At 37.9% G+C, this 22,489-nt stretch carries 17 protein-coding genes; 10 read left to right on the forward strand and 7 right to left on the reverse strand.

Annotated features, from left to right (window positions below; all coding sequences use genetic code 11):
* The first annotated feature begins 205 nt into the window (after nucleotides 1-205).
* The 3 genes from ACTJIV_RS17155 to ACTJIV_RS17165 are packed head-to-tail and all read left to right on the forward strand — an operon-like array spanning nucleotide 206 to nucleotide 2,798.
* Nucleotides 206-1,456, forward strand: coding sequence for a dicarboxylate/amino acid:cation symporter (locus ACTJIV_RS17155; RefSeq protein ID WP_111956684.1), 1,251 nt, complete (start codon nucleotides 206-208; stop codon nucleotides 1,454-1,456).
* Between the two features lie 6 nt (nucleotides 1,457-1,462).
* A complete protein-coding gene (locus ACTJIV_RS17160) occupies nucleotides 1,463-2,185 on the forward strand; it encodes a phytanoyl-CoA dioxygenase family protein (RefSeq protein WP_440628866.1) in 723 nt (240 codons plus the stop codon).
* Between the two features lie 13 nt (nucleotides 2,186-2,198).
* Nucleotides 2,199-2,798, forward strand: coding sequence for a hypothetical protein (locus tag ACTJIV_RS17165; RefSeq protein ID WP_440628868.1), 600 nt, complete (start codon nucleotides 2,199-2,201; stop codon nucleotides 2,796-2,798).
* A gap of 119 nt (nucleotides 2,799-2,917) precedes the next feature.
* Here the strand turns inward: ACTJIV_RS17165 and ACTJIV_RS17170 are convergent, their stop codons facing one another.
* Together ACTJIV_RS17170 and ACTJIV_RS17175 are read right to left on the reverse strand one after the other, a co-directional pair.
* The gene (locus tag ACTJIV_RS17170; protein ID WP_440628870.1) at nucleotides 2,918-5,719 is read right to left on the reverse strand and encodes a GH92 family glycosyl hydrolase; all 2,802 of its coding nucleotides are present in this window, start codon (nucleotides 5,717-5,719) and stop codon (nucleotides 2,918-2,920) included.
* A 218-nt stretch (nucleotides 5,720-5,937) separates the two neighbouring features.
* On the reverse strand, nucleotides 5,938-6,393 hold the full coding sequence (locus ACTJIV_RS17175) for a hypothetical protein (RefSeq protein ID WP_440628872.1): 456 nt from the start codon (nucleotides 6,391-6,393) through the stop codon (nucleotides 5,938-5,940).
* Between the two features lie 156 nt (nucleotides 6,394-6,549).
* Here ACTJIV_RS17175 and ACTJIV_RS17180 point away from each other — a divergent pair, with 156 nt between their 5' ends.
* From ACTJIV_RS17180 to ACTJIV_RS17195, 4 genes are all read left to right on the forward strand, one after another.
* Nucleotides 6,550-7,659 carry an Mrp/NBP35 family ATP-binding protein gene (locus ACTJIV_RS17180; RefSeq protein WP_111956694.1) on the forward strand — a complete coding sequence of 370 codons (1,110 nt, stop codon included), beginning with the start codon at nucleotides 6,550-6,552 and terminating at the stop codon, nucleotides 7,657-7,659.
* Between the two features lie 45 nt (nucleotides 7,660-7,704).
* Complete coding sequence (locus ACTJIV_RS17185) at nucleotides 7,705-7,953, forward strand: NifU family protein (protein ID WP_002977212.1); 249 nt, start codon at nucleotides 7,705-7,707, stop codon at nucleotides 7,951-7,953.
* 198 nt (nucleotides 7,954-8,151) lie between these two features.
* Nucleotides 8,152-8,718 carry an NfeD family protein gene (locus tag ACTJIV_RS17190; RefSeq protein ID WP_111956696.1) on the forward strand — a complete coding sequence of 189 codons (567 nt, stop codon included), beginning with the start codon at nucleotides 8,152-8,154 and terminating at the stop codon, nucleotides 8,716-8,718.
* 30 nt (nucleotides 8,719-8,748) lie between these two features.
* On the forward strand, nucleotides 8,749-10,317 hold the full coding sequence (locus tag ACTJIV_RS17195) for a flotillin family protein (protein WP_223559987.1): 1,569 nt from the start codon (nucleotides 8,749-8,751) through the stop codon (nucleotides 10,315-10,317).
* Nucleotides 10,318-10,520: 203 nt separating this feature from the next.
* On the opposite strand, the gene ACTJIV_RS17200 is transcribed toward ACTJIV_RS17195, so the two are convergent.
* From ACTJIV_RS17200 to ppk1, 5 genes are all read right to left on the reverse strand, one after another.
* Nucleotides 10,521-13,559 carry a choice-of-anchor I family protein gene (locus ACTJIV_RS17200; protein ID WP_440628876.1) on the reverse strand — a complete coding sequence of 1,013 codons (3,039 nt, stop codon included), beginning with the start codon at nucleotides 13,557-13,559 and terminating at the stop codon, nucleotides 10,521-10,523.
* A gap of 191 nt (nucleotides 13,560-13,750) precedes the next feature.
* Nucleotides 13,751-13,897, reverse strand: a complete 147-nt coding sequence (locus ACTJIV_RS17205; protein WP_440628878.1) for a hypothetical protein — start codon at nucleotides 13,895-13,897, stop codon at nucleotides 13,751-13,753.
* 5 nt (nucleotides 13,898-13,902) lie between these two features.
* Complete coding sequence (locus ACTJIV_RS17210; RefSeq protein ID WP_440628880.1) at nucleotides 13,903-14,556, reverse strand: NAD-dependent epimerase/dehydratase family protein; 654 nt, start codon at nucleotides 14,554-14,556, stop codon at nucleotides 13,903-13,905.
* Between the two features lie 271 nt (nucleotides 14,557-14,827).
* Complete coding sequence (locus tag ACTJIV_RS17215; protein WP_111956706.1) at nucleotides 14,828-15,712, reverse strand: Ppx/GppA phosphatase family protein; 885 nt, start codon at nucleotides 15,710-15,712, stop codon at nucleotides 14,828-14,830.
* Nucleotides 15,709-17,781, reverse strand: coding sequence for a polyphosphate kinase 1 (ppk1, locus tag ACTJIV_RS17220; RefSeq protein WP_440628882.1), 2,073 nt, complete (start codon nucleotides 17,779-17,781; stop codon nucleotides 15,709-15,711). Before ppk1 ends, ACTJIV_RS17215 begins: the two co-directional genes overlap by 4 nt.
* A 257-nt stretch (nucleotides 17,782-18,038) precedes the next feature.
* Between ppk1 and dnaK the strand changes: the two genes are divergently transcribed.
* The 3 genes from dnaK to ACTJIV_RS17235 all read left to right on the forward strand — a co-directional run bounded on the left by dnaK (nucleotide 18,039) and on the right by ACTJIV_RS17235 (nucleotide 22,200).
* Nucleotides 18,039-19,937 (forward strand): molecular chaperone DnaK, encoded by a 1,899-nt coding sequence (dnaK, locus tag ACTJIV_RS17225; RefSeq protein ID WP_111956710.1) that lies wholly within the window; start codon nucleotides 18,039-18,041, stop codon nucleotides 19,935-19,937.
* 292 nt (nucleotides 19,938-20,229) lie between these two features.
* A complete protein-coding gene (locus ACTJIV_RS17230; RefSeq protein ID WP_111956713.1) occupies nucleotides 20,230-21,441 on the forward strand; it encodes an alpha/beta hydrolase-fold protein in 1,212 nt (403 codons plus the stop codon).
* A 240-nt stretch (nucleotides 21,442-21,681) separates the two neighbouring features.
* On the forward strand, nucleotides 21,682-22,200 hold the full coding sequence (locus tag ACTJIV_RS17235) for a thioredoxin family protein (protein ID WP_440628885.1): 519 nt from the start codon (nucleotides 21,682-21,684) through the stop codon (nucleotides 22,198-22,200).
* Nucleotides 22,201-22,489 lie beyond the last annotated feature (289 nt).

The raw sequence follows: 22,489 nt of genomic DNA on the forward strand, positions 1-22,489 counted from the left end.
TGTTGTTAATACAATCAAATGTAATAATAAAATTTGTACCAAAATAATAAAAGCTTAATAAATGTTTCTTAATTTTTTTACAATATTTTCGGAATCAGTGATTTAATTTTAATGTATTATAAACTTAACCCAATCTTAACCGAATTCAGACAAAATCTTGTACCAATTGAAAAACTATTATATTTGTGGGAATTGAACTATTTATATGAAAGGACAGAATAAACTTTTTATTGCCATTATCATTGCGCTTATCCTGGGAGTAGGAATCGGAGGTCTGGTACACGTACAGTATCCTGAAAGTGCCGAACCGTTTTCCAAAAACATCAAACTGTTGGGAACCATTTTTATCAGGCTCGTACAGATGATTATTGCACCGTTGGTTTTTACTACGCTCGTCGTTGGAATTGCCAAAATGAGTGATATCAAAATGATCGGGAGGGTAGGGACAAAAGCCATGCTGTGGTTTATCAGTGCTTCCTTGGTTTCTCTTTTTATAGGACTGGTATTGGTCAACTGGCTGGAGCCGGGACATGTAACCAAACTGCCTATCCAGGATGCAGCTGCCGCAGAAGATCTTTTAAAAAGCAGTAAAGGGTTTTCCCTGGAAGACTTCGTAAAGCATATGATCCCTAAAAGTTTATTTGAAGCTTTTGCTACCAATGAGGTGCTTCAGATTGTTGTCTTTTCCATTATGTTTGGGGTAGCCCTTGCTAATTTAGGGGAAGAGTATTCAAAGCCGGTAGTTAAACTTTTTGATATTATTGCCCATGCTATTCTTAAAATGGTAGGCTATATCATGTGGTTTGCACCACTTGGAGTTTTGGGAGCTATTGCTGCCGTAGTGGCCATGAACGGGTTTGAAATATTCAAAGTTTATGCAATTTACCTGAGAGACTTTTTCTTTGCATTGGGTGTACTTTGGCTTGTTCTTCTATTGGTAGGCTATCTGATCTTAGGAAACCGTCTTTTCGAACTCCTTAAAAGAATAAAAGCCCCGTTACTGATTGCTTTTTCAACAACAAGTTCAGAAGCTGTATTTCCAAAACTGGTGGAAGAGCTTGAAAGATTTGGATGTAACAATAGAGTTGTATCTTTCATCCTGCCTTTAGGATATTCATTCAACCTTGACGGAAGTATGATGTATATGACGTTCGCCTCCATTTTCATTGCCCAGATCTATGGTATTGAAATGGAAATTGGGCAACAGATCACAATGCTTTTAGTTCTGATGCTTACGTCGAAAGGAATTGCCGGAGTTCCGAGAGCTTCTTTGGTGATTATCGTGGCAACATGTTCCATGTTCGGAATTCCGCCGGAAGGTATCGCTTTGATCCTGCCGATCGACCATTTCTGTGATATGGGAAGAAGTATGACAAATGTATTAGGAAATGCATTGGCCACTTCCGCTGTTTCCAAATGGGAAGGACAGCTTGAAAATACACCTCAGGAAGTTTAATCGCACATGACAAAACAATATATAGAGAATCATAGACAATATTTCCTTACAAAAGGCCTTACCGTAATCAATTCGGTCTTTTCTGATGATGAGATTGAAAAGATCGCAAAGAGTATTCGAAATGCTGATAAATCGAGAGAGAATTTCAGAAAATCCGATGACCTTTTTGCTGTAAGACAGTTCCTGAAAGAAATTCCGGAAATTAAAGATCTGATATTTAACGATACCATTAAAACCATTGTCAGAAAACTTTTCGGAGAAAAGTATTTTGCTGTAAAAAGCATTTATTTTGACAAACCGGAAACCTCAAACTGGTATGTGGCGTATCATCAGGATCTGACAATTTCAGTAGATAAAAAGCTGGAAATGGAGGGTTTCGGGCCTTGGACCACTAAAAAAGATCAGTTTGCTGTACAGCCGCCTCTGTCGTTTCTTGAGAACATATGTACCATCAGGATCCATCTGGATGATACGGATGAATATAACGGAGCATTGAAAGTTATTCCGGGATCTCACACCAAAGGAATCTACAGACCGGAAACGATAGACTGGAGTAAGGAAACGGAAAGATTCTGTGATGTACAGAAGGGTGGGGTCATGATTATGAAACCTCTTACGCTTCACGGTTCCAACAGAACTACCGATGGCAGGAGAAGAAGAGTGATCCACATAGAATTTTCTGATATGGAGCTGCCACAGGGACTAAAATGGTCTGAAAAATTAAATTAAAATCAGCTATAAAATGGTATCAGACGAAAATCAATTTCCGGCCATTGATTCAAAAACTTCTAAAGGCTTGACTTTGGCTATTAAAGTTTTTTTTTCAATATTCACCATATTGACACCGCTGATGATGATTTTAATGGTATGGTTTACCTTAGCTTCAAACAGCATTAAGTTTGAAATAAAAATTTTAATTGTTGTATTAGCGATATTAGTTATTGGTTTATTTGTATGGCTTTTGATGGTACAAATAAGAGAAAAATCAACCACCAAAATAATTCGGGCAACGGTTGACAAAACAGGAATTCATCATTATAGTAATCAGGGCTTAGTAAAATCAATACAGTATAGTCAACTGATGCCAAATCCTGAAAACGGAGAATATGACATTTTTATATATCTTGACCAGAGCGATACTGATATGGATTTGTGTTTTTATGTATTCGATGATGCGGTAAATAAAGTGGTAAGGAAAGCATTATTCATAGAAGGAGATATTGTAATTACTAATGGAAACTCATTAAAAAAACATTTCCTAAAAGGAATTAGTCTGTTCAGACCTGATTTGAAAATTGCGCCCGGTGTCCTGGATTTGTATAATCTAAAGAAAAACTTATAGACCCCTATAAAAAATGCACTTCGAAATTGAAGTGCATTTTTTTGATTAGTAAAGATAGAGTTAATAAAATTGAAATTCAGCCATCTTAGATTGCTGTTTTCCAGCTTCTTTACCATTAATTATTTAACAGAAATCTCATCAATAAAGATATAAGCCTCACCGCCAGCTCCCTGATGCCATTCCGGAAGCTTTCCGAAGTAATACGCTTTTACTTTGATGTACCTGGCTTCAGTAGGAAGGATTTCAGCGGAGAAATCCTTAATCTGTACTTTTTCTTCTCTGGCATCAATCGTATGGTCGATGTTTTTCAGAAGAACAAAGTCTTTTCCGTTCATGGAAGCATAATATTCCACTTTTTTAGGCATCAGGATCCAGGCTCTGCTGTCCTGAAGATAAGTGGATGATAATTTAGTAATCTGTTGTGGAGATTTTAAATCGATCACTGCTTCAAAATCCTGTCCCTGATAGCCGTGCCATTCACCCTTTCTCCAGTTCACATCACCGTTGATGCCGTCGATCAGAGCCAGTTTTCCATTGGCGGTATATTGTGGATTAACTTTTGAATTGATAGTAATATCCCAATAATTGGGTCTTCTGTTGAAATTGGCTACAGTAACAGAGCTTTTTTCTCCATTTCTTTCCGAATAGGCAAGAACCTGAGTGGTTTTGCTGATGGTGAAAGGTCCTTTATAGGCTGTGAAGGTTTTTCTTACGTTAGCATCACTTTCGCTTAAGGTCATATAATAGACTTTATCAGCAGGGTTCAGTGGAGTAATCTGTACTTTTGCGGAAAAATCAAAGATCCTGTCGGAGGCAATAACCGGTGCTGGAGTCAGCTGTGTATATTTAAAATCTTTTGATGGTTTGCTGTTTTCAAAACCTAATTTCTGCAGTTCGGATCTGCTGGTGTTTTTGCTGATCACTTTTGTACTGCCATCTTCCAGATGAATTTTAACTTCATCAAAATAAGGTGTAGTTGTCTGCCATTCGGGCAATCCCGGTGTTACAGCATAAATTCCCAGTGAGCTTAAAATATACCAGGCGCTCATCTGGCCACAGTCTTCATTTCCGATAAGCCCGTCCGGCGTATTTTTATAAAAATGATCAAGGATATATTTAATCTTCGCATCCGTCTTTTCCGGTTTCCCCACATAGTTGTATAAATAAGCAATGTGGTGGCTTGGTTCATTTCCCTGAGCATACTGCCCCATCAATCCTGTGATATCTGCCTGCTCTCTTCCCGTTGTTTTATCCGGTGCCGCAAAAATAGCATCAATGAACTGTTCAAATTTTTCCTTTCCGCCATGAGCTGCGATCAGTCCCGGAATATCCTGTTGTACCGAATAGGAATAATGCCATGAATTCCCCTCTGTGTAATTATTGTTGACTTCCGCCGGATCAAAAGGTTCATACCAGTTTCCGTTCTTTCTCGGCTGCATAAAGCCGTTGTTCGGATTGTAAAGATTTTTCCAGCTCTGGGAACGCTTCATGAAATACTGATAATCTTCTTTTTTGCCTAAAATCTTAGCCATTTGTGCAATACACCAGTCGTCGTAGGCGTATTCTACCGTTTTTGAAACACTCTCGTGTTCATCATCAATACTGATGTAATTATTCTGTTTATAAGCATTTAAGCCAAAAATATCCAGCATGGCAGAATTTTTAGACGCATTGAATGCTTGTTCATAATCAAATCCCTGAATGCCTTTCGCCATCGCATCTGCAATTACAGAAACAGAATGGTAGCCAATCATGCATTCCGTTTCATTGGAAGCCAGTTCCCAAACCGGAAGTTTTCCGCCCTGCTCATACTGCTTGATAAAAGTATTGATGAAATCGGCTGTTCTCTTTCTGTCGATCAGTGTCATCAGCGGATGAGCAGCTCTGAAAGTATCCCAAAGCGAGAATACAGAATAATAATCAAAGCCTGCTGTTGTATATAGCTTATTGTCTCTGCCTCTGTATTTTCCATCCACATCCATATTGATATTCGGTTGGGTAAAAACATGGTAAAGAGCTGTATAAAAGACAGAAAGTTTATCCTTATCATCAGATTTTACTTCAATTTTTGACAGTTCCTTATTCCAATCAGTTTCGGCCTGTTTTTTTACAGTTTCAAAATCATTGGATTTTCCTTCTGCCATCATATTTTTTTCCGTTCCTTCATAACCTGTGAGGGAAATAGCCACTTTTACACTAATCTTTTCTCCTTTTTTAACATCTCCCGAAAATGCCAGAGCCAGTTTTGTTCCTGTGAAAAGCTTGTCTTCCTGCTTTCCGTTAACCTCTTTCTTTGAGATTTTCATTGGTTTTGAAAATTCAATTCTGGCGTAGATATACTGATTGGTTGCCCAGGCTTCACTTCTTCTGAAAACTTCTATAGTTTTGTCATCAATAATCTTTACTTCACCTTCAAGCAGTTTATCCCTGTGGTTGAGGTCCAGAATAATATTAGCCTTACCTGAATTATTAAAAATATATTCATGATAACCAACTCTTTTGGTGGTGGTCAGGCGAACATCAATATTGTTTTTATCTAACTTGACGGAATAAAATCCTGCAGAAGCCTTTTCATTTTTATGCGAAAATTTTGAAGAATAATCTTTGTAATTAAGGCTTGCATTTCCCATCGTAGGCATCAACATAATATCTCCGTAATCCGAAACCCCTGTTCCGTTGAGATGCGTATGCGAAAAACCATAGATCACAGAATCTGAATAATGATAACCGCTGCATCCGTCCCAGCTCCCGTCTATCCTTGTATCCGGCGAAAGCTGAACCATTCCGAACGGAACAACGGCTCCGGGAAAGGTGTGGCCATGACCTCCGGTTCCTATAAAAGGATTTACATGCTGCGAATAATTCTGGGAATAGATAATCTGGGCAATACATAGTGAGAAAACTGCCAGGCTTTTTTTCATATCATAATTTTATATCAACGAATATATTGAAAAAACGGCAGAACGGAATGTAATAAAAGAAGACCGGAATTGTGAGAAGCAGGAATAAAACCTGTGCATATTTCGCAGGATTAAGTTTTGGCTAAAGCCGGATGAATGGTAATAATATATTGGTTAATGGGCTAAAGCCCATCCTTTTTGAATTTATATAGATTGCTTACACCTTTTAATCTTAAGACCTAAACTTCTCCTTCAAAAAGATCATCTAAATAATTTTGCTGATCAACTTCCGTTCGGTCTGTCCCCAGGAATTTTTTCCAGGCTCTGGACTCATGATATACAATGCCCATTTCCCAAACACAATACGTGGGAAGATGAATTTTGTTCCTGTCCCAGACTTCAAATTTTCCTGAACCATCATAATAAACGCTTTCCCATAGTTCGTTTTCGCTCCTCCATGTGCAGACCAATAACAGGTAATGCTCACCGCATCTGTGCATAATGACAAAACCCAGGTCATCTTTATTCTGGAAATTTTCCTCAGCATTTTCGATGCAGGTTTTTGCATTGATAATATCCTGAGCAGAAACTGCAGACAGATCTTCGGCAAGGTCATACCATTTGAATCTTGTCTTTCCTGGCACAAAAATACCTTTGGGAGATGCATATTTAGAAGGATAGCTGTTGGTATTCATGGGTTATTTTTATGGTAATAAATTATATTGTAAGAGTGAGGATAATAAATATAACGGTAGAATTTTTGTAATCTTATTTATCACATCGGGTTATAGATTTTATTGATTCTAAATTGTCGAAAAAATACGTAAATTTGTGAACAATTTATATTTAGTATGTTGACGAAAGAAAAGGTTCAAGATTTCCTTAAAGAGATAGAAGTAGACGATTTGGTGAATAACTTTCAAATCATGGGTAATGATGTTTATATTGACATGACTGCCCATTCACCGGCAATGCACGAAAAGAAAAAGCTGGAGGCAGCTATGAAGCAGGCTTTTGCCAGTGAGTTTGGAGAAGATATTAATCTGAAATTAAAAATTGTTTCTCCGGAGCCCAGCGAGATTCAGCAGAGCCAGATTAAAGGTAAGCAGATTGCAGGAATTCAGAATATTATAGCTATTGCTTCCGGAAAAGGAGGTGTAGGAAAATCTACAGTGGCTGCAAATATGGCAGTTACTTTAGCTAAAATGGGTTTCAAAGTAGGATTACTGGATGCTGATATCTATGGACCGTCTGTTCCTACGATGTTCGATACGGAAGGTGAAAAGCCGATCTCTGTAGAAGTTAACGGTAAAAGTATGATGAAGCCTGTAGAAAATTACGGGGTGAAAATGCTGTCTATAGGATATTTCTCAGGAGCCAATCAGGCTGTAGTTTGGAGAGGCCCTATGGCTTCCAAAGCTTTGAACCAGATGATCAGAGATGCAGCATGGGGTGAACTTGACTTTTTATTGATTGACCTTCCTCCGGGAACGGGAGATATTCACTTATCCATCATCCAGGAAGTACCTGTAACCGGTGCTGTAATTGTGAGTACCCCTCAGCATGTAGCATTGGCAGACGTAAGAAAGGGGATCGCAATGTTCCAGATGGAAAGTATTAACATTCCGGTTCTTGGATTAATCGAAAATATGGCGTATTTTACGCCGGCAGAACTTCCTGATAACAAGTATTACATCTTTGGACAACAGGGAGCTCAGTATCTTGCTGAAGATCTGGGGATTCCGGTATTGGGAGAGATTCCATTGATCCAGAGTATCAGAGAAGCGGGGGATGTCGGAAGACCGGCTGCGCTTCAGGAAGGGTCTAAGATTGCAGAGATCTACACCGAAACGGCAAGAAATATGGTGGAAAGTCTTGTGGAAAGAAATAAAAACCTTCCGCCTACAGAAGCTGTAAAGATTACCACTATGGCAGGATGCTCGCCGAAAGCTAAAAAATAATGATTTTCAATTAAGTTTGAAAAAACCGAATTGAACTAAAGAAATATGGAAACAAATATAACACACGAAGATACAGTAACGAGAGTAATGGAAGCTCTGGAAAGCATCAGACCGTTCCTGAATAAGGATGGAGGCGATATCGAGCTTATTGACGTGAAGGATAACCAGGTTTTTGTAAAACTTTTGGGTAACTGTTCCGGGTGTTCGCTGAATTTTTCAACCCTGAAACTGGGCGTAGAAAATACCATTAAGCAACATGCCCCGGAAATTGAAAAAGTAATCAATGTAGAGTAAAAAATTACACGAAATATTTTTTTAAGACAGGTTTTTTCAGCCTGTCTTTTTTTGTGCTCCCATTTCCTGATACTATTTTTAAGGATATGTTTGATGAGTATTTTAACGTTCCACGATTTACACTTATAGCTGTCTTTTATACTGATTTTTATTGGCTTTATTTATTTTTTTTAATTATATTTGTTAAAAACGCATCTTATGTTTGAATTTCTGCAAAACTTAGAACCACTGCAACAGGGGTTCTGGTATACAGCCATAGCAGCTAGCCTTATCTTTCTAATTCAAACGGTTCTTACTTTTGTCGGAGGCGGCCACGGAGATACAATTCATGCTGATTTTAGCGGCGACAGCCATGCTGACAGTCCTTTTCAGTTATTTTCTTTCAGAAACCTGATCAATTTCCTTTTAGGATTTGGATGGAGTGGTGTAGCATTCTACGGTTCAATAGGCAACAAGTCACTGTTGATTTTTGTTGCAGTGCTTGTAGGGGCCGGATTTATATTTCTGTTCTTTATTCTTATCATGCAGATCCTTAAACTTACAGAAGACAATACATTCAAGATGGAAAACCTGATTGGAAGGGCAGGAGAAGTTTATCTTACCATTCCTGCAGATATGAGCGGAAAAGGCAAGATCACCATTTCTGTAAACGGAACCAGCCACGAACTTCCTGCAATGACGGAAGCAAAAGAAAATATTCCGTCCGGTGATTCTGTGAGGGTCACTTACATCTATGACAAGATTCTTGTCGTTTCAAAAATTTAATTATTATCAACCATTTTATAAAAACTATTTATGGCAATACCAGGAAGTCTTATTTTAACATTAGTTATTGTACTTGTACTATTCGTCACATTTTTGGCCCTTATCTCTAGGTACAAAAGATGTCCTTCGGATAAAATTTTGGTTATTTACGGTAAAACAGGCGGTACCTCAGCAAAATGTATCCATGGAGGTGGTGCTTTTGTTTGGCCCGTTATTCAGGATTTTGCTTACCTTGATCTGAAACCCATTTCTATAGAGGCCAATCTTACCAATGCCCTGTCCAGACAGAATATCCGTGTAGATGTACCATGTAGATTCACCATCGCCATTTCTACAGAACCGGATTCTATGGGAAATGCAGCAGAAAGATTATTGGGACTGGCTCAGGAACAAATCCAGGAGCTTTCCAAAGATATCCTGTTCGGGCAGCTTCGTTTGGTGATTGCTACGATGACGATTGAAGAAATCAACTCAGACAGAGATAAATTTTTAGACAATATTTCTAAAAACGTAGATACTGAATTAAAGAAAATCGGTTTAAAGCTGATCAACGTGAACGTAACGGATATCAGAGATGAATCCGGATATATTGAAGCTTTGGGTAAAGAAGCTGCAGCAAAAGCTATTAACGAAGCTATTATCAGTGTTGCCGAGCAAACGAAGATCGGGGAAACCGGAAAAGCAATTGCCGACAGGGAAAAAGATACTCAGATTGCAGAAACACAGAGAGACAGAGACGTAAAAATTGCCATCACGCAAAAAGATAAAGAGATCAGTATTGCAGCGGCCATAAAAGATGAATCTATCGGTAAGGCGGAAGCGGAAAAAGAATCCAGAATTGCCACCTCACTAGCAAATTCCATTGCAGTAAAAGGAGAGAATGAAGCTAAAATTACCATAGCCAACTCTGATGCCGAAAGAAGAGAAAAAGAGGCGGAAGCATTAAGAATTGCCACTGCAGCAGAAAAAGTACAGGCCGCAAGATCTTTGGAAGAATCTTACCTTGCAGAACAGAAAGCGGAAGCCGCAAGAGCAGAAAGAGAACGTTCTACGCAACAGGCCAATATTGTAGTCCATGCAGAAATTGCAAAACAGAAAGCCATTATTGATGCGCAGGCTGAAGCTGAGAAAATCAGATTACAGGCAAAAGGTGAGGCTGATGCTATTTTCGCAAAAATGGAAGCAGAAGCAAAAGGTCTTTATGAGATCCTGACCAAGCAGGCTGAAGGTTATGATAAAATAGTACAGGCTGCAGGAGGGGATACCAACAGTGCCTTCCAGTTACTGTTAATTGAAAAACTTCCTGAATTGGTTAAAACCCAGGTGGAAGCCGTTAAGAATATTAAAATCGATAAAATTACGGTTTGGGACAGTGGAAACGGACAGGATGGAAATGGTTCTACCGCTAATTTTGTTTCAGGAATGATGAAAACGGTACCGCCGCTGAACGATCTGTTTAATATGGCTGGTCTTAATTTACCCGAATATTTAAAAGGAAAGCCAGATGAGGTACAGAAAGAAGTTGTACTGGTTCCCGAGAAGAAAGAGAAAAAGAATTTTGATGATATGAATCCGGAGCCTGAAACTCCGAAAGCGTAACATTAAGATAATGGATATGCCTCGGGCGGAAAGCTTTGCTTTCCGCCCGAGGCTTTTTATTTTAAAATAACTTTTACGTGGCGATCTGCAAAGATTTTAAGTTTTAATTATTTCAGGACATAGTAGCTTCAAAACTACTGAATTTAAGCGTCAAAAAAAAGCCCCGGAAATCCAGGGCCTTTCAATCAACTCAATCAGATATTCTATTTTACAATAACTCTCTTGATGTGACCTTCTGATGTTTTCACAAGGTAAACGCCTGCAGAAAGCTTTGAACTATCTATTGTTAAAGCATTTTTCTCTTTTCCGAGCATTTTCCCGGACATATCGTACAGCTCATAATCCTGTGTCCTGTTGAAGTATAATGTATTTCCTTTCGTTACAGGATTAGGAAATACATTGAATGTCGCTCTATCTGTTTTTATTTCTCCGGTTCCTAATGTTATAGGAGAAGCAACTTCGTACAGTGATAATGTTCCGCTGATTTCGTTGGCAATAATCACATAACCTTTTCCGGTTGTTGTATTTCCCGGAGCGATGTAAGTAATGCCTTCAGGTCCATTATCACCACCGTAAGCTGAGGTAGAACGGGAATGCTTGTAATCCGTAAACGTAGGATTATTGGGATCAGTAATATTATAAACCATTACTCCTCCGGTTCTTTCTAAAGTGATAAAAGCATAAGTCTGTCCATTGATGGTGCCCAAGGCAACCCCTTCCGGTTCAGGACCTTTGGCACGGCTTCTGTTTTTAACACCGTTGCTTTCATTATCAGCATTAAAAATAAGTGGATGCTTTGCGAAAATGTATCTTTCAAAACGGTCACCGCTGTCATACACCAACTGTTTTGTATCTGCATTGAAAATAGAGAACGAACGTGCTCCCAAAGCTGAGAGCTCTTCGAATTCTGAGTCTGCATCTGTATTTCCTGTTGCGCTGGAAACCCTGAATCTTCCTAAATTATAGGAAGCCTTTAGAACAGATGCCTGGGGAAACAACACAGGATCTAAAGTATAAGTGTTAGCCCCAACTGTTGTTCTTTCACTGTATCCGGAAAGATCTTTTTCATCCCCTTCATTGGCTGTGACGATATAATTGGTGGTTCCTATTTTGTAATTCTGCACTGCATCAGGAATGTAGTAGGCTTTTACAGGCCAGTTGGCGATTAGTACCTCACCATTATTATCCGAAGCATCAAAACCATTACCCGGAAGGCTCATATCTTTCTTACCTAATCCCCAGATTCCTGTAATTGCTTTTGTGGCTAAATTGATTTCGGCGATTGCATTATTTTCCTGTAGCGTTACCCATGCTTTCTGGCTGTCTGAACTTACCGTGACATATTCAGGTTCCAGATCCTGGGAAAGAGTATTATTTGTTCTCACTTTTCTCAGCCCCGTTGCCATTAAAGCGGCTGTCTGAGAATCGAAACTGTTAAAATTAAGGGTTGTAACATTACTTTGCGTAAGATTTCCGATACCACCCGAGATATCAATGATGCTGATCGTTCCCTCAGGATCTGTGGTATAGGCATCATTGGGCTCACCCTCATTAGCCGTGATCACTTTTGTTCCATCCGGAGTGAAAGTGATCATATCAGGAAGAGCACCTACAGTGACTTGTTTCAGGAAGTTTCCGTTAATATCAAAAAAGACCACGGAACCATTCTGTTGTGGATCTGCATTCGGGGAAGCCGCTGCAATGATTCCGTTTTTAACAGCGATACTTGTGATTCCTCCATAAGGGGCCATATTCACCGTTCTAACTACAGAAAGAGCATTAGGATTAGTGAAATCAATAATATCAAAAACATCCGTGATCGAACTGATGGTAAATAATTTCTGGCTGGCCGGGTCATGAACGACAATCTCCGTAGAACTGTTGTTATTTCCTGAAGGATCAAAACTTCCGACATAGTTCAGCTGAATCTGCCCTGAAGGAACCGGTGCAGGCTTATCATTATCCACAATATAAACAGTGGCTGTATTATCTCCGGAAATAGCCGTTCCAGTTGGATTTTCAAGGCTTACCACGAAATATTCTGCCTGCTGTTCTTCCATCGTATCATCAATGATCGGGATATTGACTGTGTAACTTGCTGTAGAAGGTGTAATATTGATCGTCTGATTGGCTAAAGTGAAGTCATTGCCGTCTGCCGTACTGAACGGTGCCGGCTTTACCACAAGATTGACTGTAGCTGCGGAAGGATTGATTACATTGATCTTGAACGCGAGAGTTCCTGCATTTTCATTAACCTTAATGAAGTTTTTATCCAGAGAAACCGTTGTTACCGCTGTAGCAAAGGTACTGGAAGTTATTGTTGTTACTTCATTGTCACTTATATCCTCAACCGTATTGGGTTTTAAAGCCAGGTAATAGGTCTGTCCGGGAGTAAGTGCCGTTGTCGGAATTACTGTAATCTTATTACTGTTAAAAGTTGTAGTGAAGGGAACCTGAGTGCCTGAAGCATTTCCAATACGGAACTCTACAAGGCTTTGTGCATTAGAATCGTTGATCGCGGAATTATCAGTAAGTCTTACATTTTCATTGAAAGAAATAGTTGGGTTTACCGAAATGGAAGCATTATTTGTGTTGTGAGCAGGAAAATAGGTAGTCGTTGGAGGTGTAGTATCTATTCCTCCGGTAGCAGTGCCATCTACTGTAAAATTGTCAAAACGGTTATTTCCTCCCGTTCCACCTCCTGTGGCGGAAAATTCTACTTTTAATTTAAAATTCGGATTGTTGGAAACTCCTGAAACTGAAGAAAAATCAAAAGTGATCAGTTGAGGATCGGTATCTTGAGGATTAACAGTCTGATACGGAACAAAAGTAGTTCCATCTGTTGAATAAGACCAGGTTTGCGTTCCTGCCCCCTGACCGGATCTTCTTGTTGTGAATTTTACAATAGCATTTTGATACCCTGTTGTAGGAAGATTAAACTGTAAAGCTCCCCCGATTGGATTGTTGAATCGTAAATGGGTTCCGGAAGGATCGCCGTTTCTTGTATTTAAATTGGCAATACTGAAATTTTGTCCTGTCCCACCTGCAAAATCGATTTCGCTGGTCCCGCCTGCTACAGCAGTAAGAGATCCGCTGACCAGAGTGGAAGAGGGAGTTGTAATAGATGTGGCTGAAGCATTGTTGTTGAAATTCCAGTAATGGATAAGTGTCTGTCCGAAAAGTCCGCCCTGAAGGAAAAATGCGGCAATGACAGATCCTTTTAATAGGTAATTGTGGGTCATTTTTTACTTGCATTAGATGTATGCAAAAATGAACTTTATATACGGCAAGTATTTTAATGGAGTTTTAAGAAATGTTTAATAAAAAGGTAACAGTTATTGTGAAAAGTCAAAATGGAAAGAAAGGTATATGAAAAAAAGGCAAATTTGCAAACCAACTGATCTGCTTTCTAGGTTTCTTTTATTTTTATTGTTTAATCAGTTACCTTGCTTCCTGAAAGATTCAGTGTTTTATCTGCAGAATTTTTCCCTTCCAGAGGATGTTTCTGCATATATAAAAAGCCTGAAACAGCCATCAGAATCAAAAGTATAAAAACAACAAGAACTATTCTTTTTAACATATCCCTCATATTGCTAAATTTTTAATGTCCCTAATTTCCAAAGTAGATGTAGGATAGCCTCTATGTACGGCATTGATCATTGCTCTACCTACTTCGTGTAAAGTTAATGATTTTGAAGGTAATAAAACAGGAAAAATCCAAATAAATGGTTTAAAGAACCATTTCACATTAATCTGACCTTCAACGGGTTTCATGAATCCGGGGCGGAAATTGAAGGCGTTTCTGAAACCCATTTTTTTCAAAGCATTTTCTGTCCTGCCTTTTACCCTTGCCCACATGAGCTTTCCGCTTTCTGTACTGTCCGTAGATGCTCCTGAAACATAGTTGAAGACCATTTCCGGATTTTGGTTCAGAACTGCTTTGGCAAAATGAATCGTAGTATCGTAGGTGATTTTCGTGTAATCTTCTTCGCTCATTCCCACGCTGCTGATTCCTGCACAGAAGAAACAGGCATCATAGCCTTTAAGATTTTCATCATTCAGAGATATAGACAGGAAGTCCGGAATTAAATATTCTTTGAGTTTAGCATGTGTTTTTCCGGAAGGCTTTCTGCTTACACTTAATATTTCGGAAACATTAGGATTTTCAAGGCATTCCATTAGAACACCTTCACCTACCATACCGGTCGCACCTGTAAGAATTATTTTAATCGGATTCATTTTTTTCTGTTGATATTATGTATGACGTACTACGTTTAGTTTTACTTTAAATGTACAGTAAAAATTTTACAATTTGAAAGATAATACTAAAGAGTAGCTTTAGAGGATGAAACCTTCCGTCATTGTGAATGATGTGAGCAATCTTTTTAATAATCTTAATCACTGGGATACTTTTAATGTTTTAAAAATTTAAAGATTGAGATTACTTCAATGACATAAAAATAAAACCAGCCAAATGATGGCTGGTTTTCAAATAATATAGAGTAGAAATTTACTTTTTTTCGTGCAACTGGCTGTAGATATTATGGATAAGCCCATCAGCTACGGAAATTTTAGGAACAAATATCCTGTTGATATCCGACCAGGACATGACGTTATTGAAGATCCTGAGAGCATGAACCAGAACATCGGCTCTGTCTTCTCTGAGGGTATGCTTGGTCATCCTTTCCTCTACAGAAAGCTCATTAAACTCCTTATAAACCTTTTTAAGATGGGAAAGTGTCATCGGTTTGCCGTCTTTAGTCTTACTCATCGAGAAAACCTTATTGATATTTCCTCCGGAACCAATAGCTACAACAGGCTTTTTACTGACTATATTCTTTTTGATCTCATCCTTCATTTCCTGCCAGTTTTCCGGAGTTACCAGATTGTTTAGAAGACGGATGGTTCCGATATTGAAGGATTTTTCGTAGACCATTTTTCCGTTTTCGTAAAAAGTAAGTTCCGTGGAACCTCCTCCCACGTCAATATACAGATAGGCAAACTCTTTATCAAGACCTTCAGCAACATGGTTTTCATAGATAAGGGTAGCTTCCTCGTCACCGGAAATAATTTCTATATTGATTCCCGAAGTTTCCTGAACCCGTCTGATGATTTCATTTCCATTGGAGGCATCACGCATGGCACTGGTGGCGCAGGCACGGTAATGCTCTACTTTATAGATCTTCATAAGGTCGCTGAAAATTTTCATAGAATCGACGACCATTTTTTCTCTTTCCTCACCAATCATTCCCATGGTGAAGACATCCATACCCAACCTCAAAGGAATTCTTAAAAGATTTAGTTTTATAAATTCAGGTTTCCTGTTGCTGATCTTTACTTCATTGATCAGAAGTCTGGCGGCGTTGCTTCCTATATCTATCGCTGCAATCTTCATTTTTTGCTTGTTTTAGCTTTTAAATATTTGTAGGTTTCTATTTGAGAACGGCATTCCTTTTTATCATTCCTCACATACTCGTTGCTCAATTTTTTGTCTAAAATACGAGCTTTTACGTTATCTCTTAACTGAATGTCGAGAATATCTTTCAATTCCTTCTTCAGTTCCTTGTCTGTGATCTTTGCAGCCGCTTCAATTCTGTAGTCCAGATTTCGGGTCATCCAGTCGGCAGATGAGATGTAAATGTCTTCTGCGCCTTTATTATAAAAATACATAACCCTTGCATGCTCCAGGTATTCGTCGACAATACTTATTGCCTTTATTTTTTCTTTAAACTCTTTTTGGTTGACGGGGCAGTAAATTCCTCTTACGATCGTTTTTGTAATGACTCCGGCTTTTGCAGCTTCGTAAAGCTTTTCAATAAGGGCTCTGTCACTCATGGAATTGGCCTTAACGATGATCTCTGCTCTTCTTCCTGCTTTGGCTTCTTCGATTTCCTTATCTATCTGGTGAACGATCTTTTCGCGCATGAACTGTGGACAGATCATTAAATTTTTACAGGTTTTCAGAACCGGAAGAACATCATCTTTTGGTTTTTTCAGGACATTAAATACTTTATTGATATCCGCCATGATGCCACGGTCTGAAGTCATCAATAAATGATCACCATATATTTTTGCCGTTTTTTCATTGAAGTTCCCGGTGCTTACAAAACCATACTGGAGTGTTTTATTGTGTGCTCTTTTTTTGATTACACAAAGCTTAGCGTGTACTTTTTTATTCGGGAGGCCTACCAATACGGTAATTCCTTCAGGCTCAAACATTTCTTTCCACTTAAGATTGGATTCTTCATCAAACCTTGCCTGAAGTTCCAGCATGACCGTTACTTCTTTACCATTTCTGGCGGCGTAGATCAGGGCATTGCTGATCTTTGAATTACTGGCAAGGCGATAAGCAGTGATCTGGATAGATTTTACATCCGGGTCCATGGCAGCTTCGCGTAAAAGATCGATTACCGGATTGTATTTGTGATAAGGAAAAGTAAGCAGAACATCTTTTTTTAAGATAACATCAGTCACTCTTTCTCCGTTTTCAAAAGCCTGATGGGTAAAAGAAGATCTTTCCTCTGGTCTTTCATACGTTTCAAAAACATCAGGAAAATCCATAAAATGTTTGAAATTATGAATTTTTCCTCCCGGAATAATGCTGTCTTTTTTTGTTAAATTCAATTTTCGGATAAGAAGTTCTAGTAAAGCCTTGTCCATATCCTTATCAAAAACAAAACGGGTAGGTTTTCCCTTTCTTCTGTTTTTAAGTCCCTTTTCTATTTTTTCTGCAAAATTGGTCCGGATATCATTGTCAAGATCCAGTTCAGCATCTTTCGTTACTTTAAAGGCATTGGCAGAAAATTCGTCATAGCCAAAATAAGAAAAAATATGCGGAAGGTTGAATGTAATAACATCTTCAAGCAGCATAACGTTTTTTTCTTCCGGATCTTCCGTAGGCAGCAGGACAAATCTTCCTACAAAACGTGACGGAATTTCAATAATTGCATAATTGCTGGAATACTGCCAGTCTTTTTTTCTCATGGCGACACCCAGATAGAGGCTTTTATCCCTCAGATAAGGCATCGGAGTATTTTCATGAAGCAGGATAGGGATGACATTGGATTCTACTATTTCATCAAAATATTGTCTCACGAATTCCTTCTGTTTGGCGGTCAGGTTCTTAGAGGTTTTAATAGAAACCTTAAGCCCTGCCATTTCAGCTTGAATATGCTTCCAGGTTTTATCAAAATTCTGCTGTTGTCTGATCACAATTTCGTTAATACGCTGAAGAATCTTTGATGGTGGCTGATAGAAAGATTCAGCGATCACTTTTTCTTTAAAATCCATTGCCCGCTTTAACCCTGCCACACGTACTCTGAAAAATTCATCTAAATTGTTGGAGAAAATTCCCAGGAAGCGTATTCTTAAATGTAAGGGGACATTTTCATCCATAGCTTCCTGTAAAACCCTTTCATTGAAAGCAAGCCATGTAATATCTCGCGGATTGAAGTGTACTGACATTCTAAAGTTTATATTTTATCAAAAATAGCAATTCGTACAGTTTAATCTGATATTTCTAAGGTTAAACTTTGATTAATTTTTTAATATTCTCAATGTTCAAACTGTCTTGAATAGTACAATTTAACATAATCTGGCGGATGTTGTTTACTTTGACCATTTTTGATTCTGTCATTTTGTCACAAAATAGGATATGGTACAGATATTGAGAAATTGAGAGTGTAAATTAAAATATAAAAATTAGAAAAAATATAAATATTATGAGTAAAATAATTGGAATTGACTTAGGAACAACCAACTCATGTGTTGCTGTAATGGAGGGTAAAGACCCTGTTGTTATCCCTAACGCGGAAGGTAAAAGAACGACTCCATCTATCGTAGCATTTACAGAAGATGGTGAGAGAAAAGTAGGGGATCCTGCAAAAAGACAGGCTGTAACGAATCCAAAGAAAACTGTATACTCTATCAAAAGATTTATCGGAACTCATTTTAAGGAAGATGCTAAAGAAATTTCAAGAGTACCTTATGAAGTAGTATCCGGACCAAACGATACGGCAAAAGTAAAAATCGACGACAGAGAATATACACCACAGGAAATTTCAGCAATGATACTTCAGAAAATGAAGAAGACAGCTGAAGATTATCTTGGACAGGAAGTAACAAGAGCGGTAATCACGGTTCCTGCATATTTTAACGATGCACAGAGACAGGCTACTAAGGAAGCTGGAGAAATCGCAGGTCTTAAAGTAGAAAGAATCATCAACGAGCCTACAGCTGCTGCATTGGCTTACGGTTTGGATAAAAACCATAAAGACCAGAAGATTGCTGTATATGACCTTGGTGGAGGTACTTTTGATATCTCTATCCTTGATTTAGGTGACGGAGTATTCGAAGTATTATCTACTAACGGTGATACACACTTAGGAGGTGATGACTTTGATGATGTGATCATCAACTGGATGGCAGATGAATTCAAGGCTGAAGAAGGAGTAGACCTTAAATCTGATGCTATTGCACTTCAGAGATTAAAAGAAGCTGCTGAAAAAGCAAAAATCGAGCTATCTTCTTCTGCTCAGACAGAGATCAACTTACCTTATATCACAGCGACAGCAACAGGTCCTAAGCACTTGGTAAAGACTTTAACTAAAGCCAAATTCGAGCAATTGGCTTCAGATTTAGTAAGAAGATCTATGGAGCCGGTAGCAAAAGCATTAAAAGATGCAGGTTTATCAACTTCTGATATCGATGAGGTAATCCTGGTAGGTGGTTCTACAAGAATCCCGATCATTCAGGAAGAAGTGGAAAAATTCTTTGGTAAAAAACCTTCAAAAGGAGTTAACCCGGACGAGGTAGTAGCTGTTGGAGCTGCAATCCAAGGGGGAGTATTGACAGGAGACGTAAAAGATGTATTGCTTCTTGACGTTACACCACTTTCTCTAGGTATTGAAACAATGGGTTCTGTATTCACGAAATTAATTGAAGCGAACACTACGATCCCAACTAAAAAATCTGAAGTATTCTCTACAGCTTCTGACAACCAGCCGGCTGTAAGCATCAGAGTAGGACAGGGAGAAAGACCAATGTTCAACGATAATAAAGAAATCGGAAGATTTGATCTTGCAGATATTCCACCTGCACCAAGAGGAGTTCCTCAGATCGAAGTAACTTTCGATATTGATGCCAACGGTATCCTAAGCGTTTCTGCGAAGGATAAAGGTACCGGAAAAGAGCAGACAATTAAGATCCAGGCTTCTTCAGGTCTTTCTGACGAAGAAATCGAAAGAATGAAGAAAGAAGCTCAGGAAAACTCTGCAGCAGATGCTAAGAAAAAAGAAGAAGTTGAAATCTTTAACAAAGCTGACGGATTGATCTTCCAGACTGAAAAGCAGTTAAAAGAATTCGGAGAAAAGCTGTCTGCTGATAAAAAAGCAGCTATTGAAGCAGCTCACGGAGAATTGAAAACAGCTTTCGAAGCTAAAAACGCAGACGATGTGAAGGCTAAAACTGAAGCTTTAGATGCAGCATGGATGGCTGCTTCAGAAGAACTGTATGCAGCAGGACAGCAGGCTCAGGGTGCAGATGCAGGAGCGCAGAATCCTGGAGGTAATGCAGGAAGTGCTGATGATGTACAGGATGCAGACTTCGAAGAAGTCAAGTAAGTAGCAATTATCATCGGTTAATATCGATTAAAATAAATTATCAAATCGCTGTAAATTTAATGTTTACGGCGATTTTTTTATTTTACATTTTTCATTAATAATTGATTTTAATCGATTTTTACTGTAAATTTATATTTTACTTGTATCGAGCAATATCTTAGATAGTATGTGCGTCTTATGCACCTTAATAGAATTTAAGACTCAAAAAACAGAGAATGTTCAAGATGTTATTTCATAATGGGATAGTTCATATATCTTTGCAGTCTAAATTTAAAATACTTTAAATAAAACCATGAAATCATTTTACAGTTCTCTCATCTTACTTTTATTTTCATTCTTTGTTCAAGCACAGAATTACGATCGCTTTAGCACTGGATTTTCAGAAACCATATCTTCAAAAATATTGGGAGAAGATCGGGAAATTCTAATACATATTCCAAACAGTAATGGTGGAAGCAAAATAAAAGACAGAGGTCGTTACCCAGTAATTTATTTGTTGGACGGTAATGATAATTTTAATAGTGTCGTAAGTATTACCGAGCACATGGAAGAAACAAGCCTAGCTCCGCCAATGATTGTAGTTGGGATAGTACATTCTAATAGAATGAGTGAATTGACAACAAACTCTGATGAAGAATTTAAAGGATTTGTCGGTAAAGGAGAAAACTTTATGTCTTTTGTTGAAAAGGAGCTTATTCCTTATATTGATTCAACTTATCCTACCACATCATATAAGACATTTATAGGTCATTCAGTAGGAGGTTTAACAGTGATTAATACATTACTTCATAAACCTAATTTGTTTAATTCGTATGCTTCTCTAGACGGAGCATTGTGGTGGAATAAGGCAAAGGTTGTAGAGGATGCTAAAAGCATTTTAGCCAATCAGAATTATGAAGGAAAGACATTGTATATTGCTATGGCTAATCGGTTGGAAAAAGGAGTTGATACGGTAAGTGTGATGAAAGATACGAGCGGGAGTACAGATCTTATCAGGGCAAACTTAAGGTTTATAGAGGAACTTAAAAAATCGAATCGAAATCAGCTACGTTACAAATACAAATTTTACGAAAATGATAACCATCCATCAGTAAGACTGATCGGTGAATATGATGCACTTCGATATATCTTTGATTTTTATCGTCTTAAGATTTATGACAGTGAGATGGGCGATCCAAACTTTAAACTAGATTCAATAGTAGTTGCTCACTACGAAAATGTATCTAAACAAATGGGGTATATTGTGAATCCAAATGAGAATTTGGTCAATAATTTCGGGTATCAGATGATGGCAAATAAGCAATTCAAAAAAGCAGAATCATTATTTAAACTAAATATTATAAACAATCCCAAAAGTTGGAATTGCTACGATTCTATTGGAGATCTTTACCTTGCCATGGGAAACAAAGCAAAGGCAATAGAATCATTTAAAAAAGCGTTGACGCTAAAAGAAATTCCGGAAACAAAAGAAAAGTTGGAAACGTTGTTGAAAGAAAAGAAATAAAATGATAGGCTTAAAATCTTTGCTAAGTCTTATCATTTTGTATCATAAAATTTAATTAACGATTTACAATGGGAATTATTTTCGAAAAAGTAAAATAAGGATTAATAATCCCAGACTATATAAAATCCCCGAACTCATGTTTGGGGATTTTTGTTTTTTAAATACATTTTTTCTAAATAAATGAAATATAGATATTCACTTTTATGTAAATTAGTATCAGTAAACCAAACCAAAATTTAAATGAAATTTTTTAAAGTAATCATCTTAGCATCTTTATTCCTGTTTCAGCTGAATGCTGCTCAGGAAAAAGCCGATATAGAATTGAATAAAGCTCTTGCAGAAGCTAAAACCCAAAAGAAAAATGTTTTGCTGGTATTTCACGCTTCATGGTGTGGCTGGTGCAAACTGATGGAAAAGAATATGAATCTTCCTGAAACAAAGCCTATTTTCGACAAGAAATTTGTAACGACTTATATTGATGTTCAGGAAAGAGGAGAAAAGAAAAAGCTTGAAAATCCCGGCGGGCAGGAACTGATGAATACCTATAAAGGAGAAAATGCCGGACTTCCTTTCTGGCTGATATTAAATCCGAAAGGAGAAGTGCTTGCTGATTCATTCGACAGTAAGGGAGAAAATTTGGGGTCACCCGCAACTCCTGAAGAAGTTTCTTCGTTTCTAGCCAAGTTGGAAAAGAGTTCAAAAATGAATAAAGAGGAACTTCAGATCATCCAGAAAGTCTTTGTGAAAAAAGATAAATAAAAAGAAAACTCCCCTGGCAATTAGTCGGGGGAGGTTGTTCTCAGATCAAATAAATGTATGAAAGGATATTTCTATGATCTGATTACACATCGTCAAAATTTGTAAATTTTTATAATCAGTAGCTGACTAAAGATCAGTATCTCCGATGATTATCAGCAGCATCGGATCATTTTGTAAAAGTATGTATTTTGCACCATATGGTGAAATATAATTCAATAAAATATCTGTAAAGCATAATAATATTTTGTTAAGTCTCCGTTTTGCCCAATATTTCAAAAAACTTAAATAA

This window comes from Chryseobacterium sp. 22532 (assembly GCF_052044665.1).
GTDB lineage: Bacteria > Bacteroidota > Bacteroidia > Flavobacteriales > Weeksellaceae > Chryseobacterium > Chryseobacterium lathyri.

What these genes read in the sequence shown, in the direction of transcription:
- ACTJIV_RS17190 (WP_111956696.1), top strand. Translation starts at nt 8,152, where the DNA reads ATGTTTGAATTTCTGCAAAACTTAGAACCACTGCAACAGGGGTTCTGG.
- ACTJIV_RS17200 (WP_440628876.1), bottom strand. Translation starts at nt 13,559, where the DNA reads ATGACCCACAATTACCTATTAAAAGGATCTGTCATTGCCGCATTTTTC.
- ppk1 (WP_440628882.1), bottom strand. Translation starts at nt 17,781, where the DNA reads ATGTCAGTACACTTCAATCCGCGAGATATTACATGGCTTGCTTTCAAT.
- ACTJIV_RS17195 (WP_223559987.1), top strand. Translation starts at nt 8,749, where the DNA reads ATGGCAATACCAGGAAGTCTTATTTTAACATTAGTTATTGTACTTGTA.
- ACTJIV_RS17205 (WP_440628878.1), bottom strand. Translation starts at nt 13,897, where the DNA reads ATGTTAAAAAGAATAGTTCTTGTTGTTTTTATACTTTTGATTCTGATG.
- ACTJIV_RS17235 (WP_440628885.1), top strand. Translation starts at nt 21,682, where the DNA reads ATGAAATTTTTTAAAGTAATCATCTTAGCATCTTTATTCCTGTTTCAG.
- dnaK (WP_111956710.1), top strand. Translation starts at nt 18,039, where the DNA reads ATGAGTAAAATAATTGGAATTGACTTAGGAACAACCAACTCATGTGTT.
- ACTJIV_RS17170 (WP_440628870.1), bottom strand. Translation starts at nt 5,719, where the DNA reads ATGAAAAAAAGCCTGGCAGTTTTCTCACTATGTATTGCCCAGATTATC.
- ACTJIV_RS17160 (WP_440628866.1), top strand. Translation starts at nt 1,463, where the DNA reads ATGACAAAACAATATATAGAGAATCATAGACAATATTTCCTTACAAAA.
- ACTJIV_RS17155 (WP_111956684.1), top strand. Translation starts at nt 206, where the DNA reads ATGAAAGGACAGAATAAACTTTTTATTGCCATTATCATTGCGCTTATC.
- ACTJIV_RS17215 (WP_111956706.1), bottom strand. Translation starts at nt 15,712, where the DNA reads ATGAAGATTGCAGCGATAGATATAGGAAGCAACGCCGCCAGACTTCTG.
- ACTJIV_RS17230 (WP_111956713.1), top strand. Translation starts at nt 20,230, where the DNA reads ATGAAATCATTTTACAGTTCTCTCATCTTACTTTTATTTTCATTCTTT.
- ACTJIV_RS17210 (WP_440628880.1), bottom strand. Translation starts at nt 14,556, where the DNA reads ATGAATCCGATTAAAATAATTCTTACAGGTGCGACCGGTATGGTAGGT.
- ACTJIV_RS17185 (WP_002977212.1), top strand. Translation starts at nt 7,705, where the DNA reads ATGGAAACAAATATAACACACGAAGATACAGTAACGAGAGTAATGGAA.
- ACTJIV_RS17180 (WP_111956694.1), top strand. Translation starts at nt 6,550, where the DNA reads ATGTTGACGAAAGAAAAGGTTCAAGATTTCCTTAAAGAGATAGAAGTA.
- ACTJIV_RS17175 (WP_440628872.1), bottom strand. Translation starts at nt 6,393, where the DNA reads ATGAATACCAACAGCTATCCTTCTAAATATGCATCTCCCAAAGGTATT.
- ACTJIV_RS17165 (WP_440628868.1), top strand. Translation starts at nt 2,199, where the DNA reads ATGGTATCAGACGAAAATCAATTTCCGGCCATTGATTCAAAAACTTCT.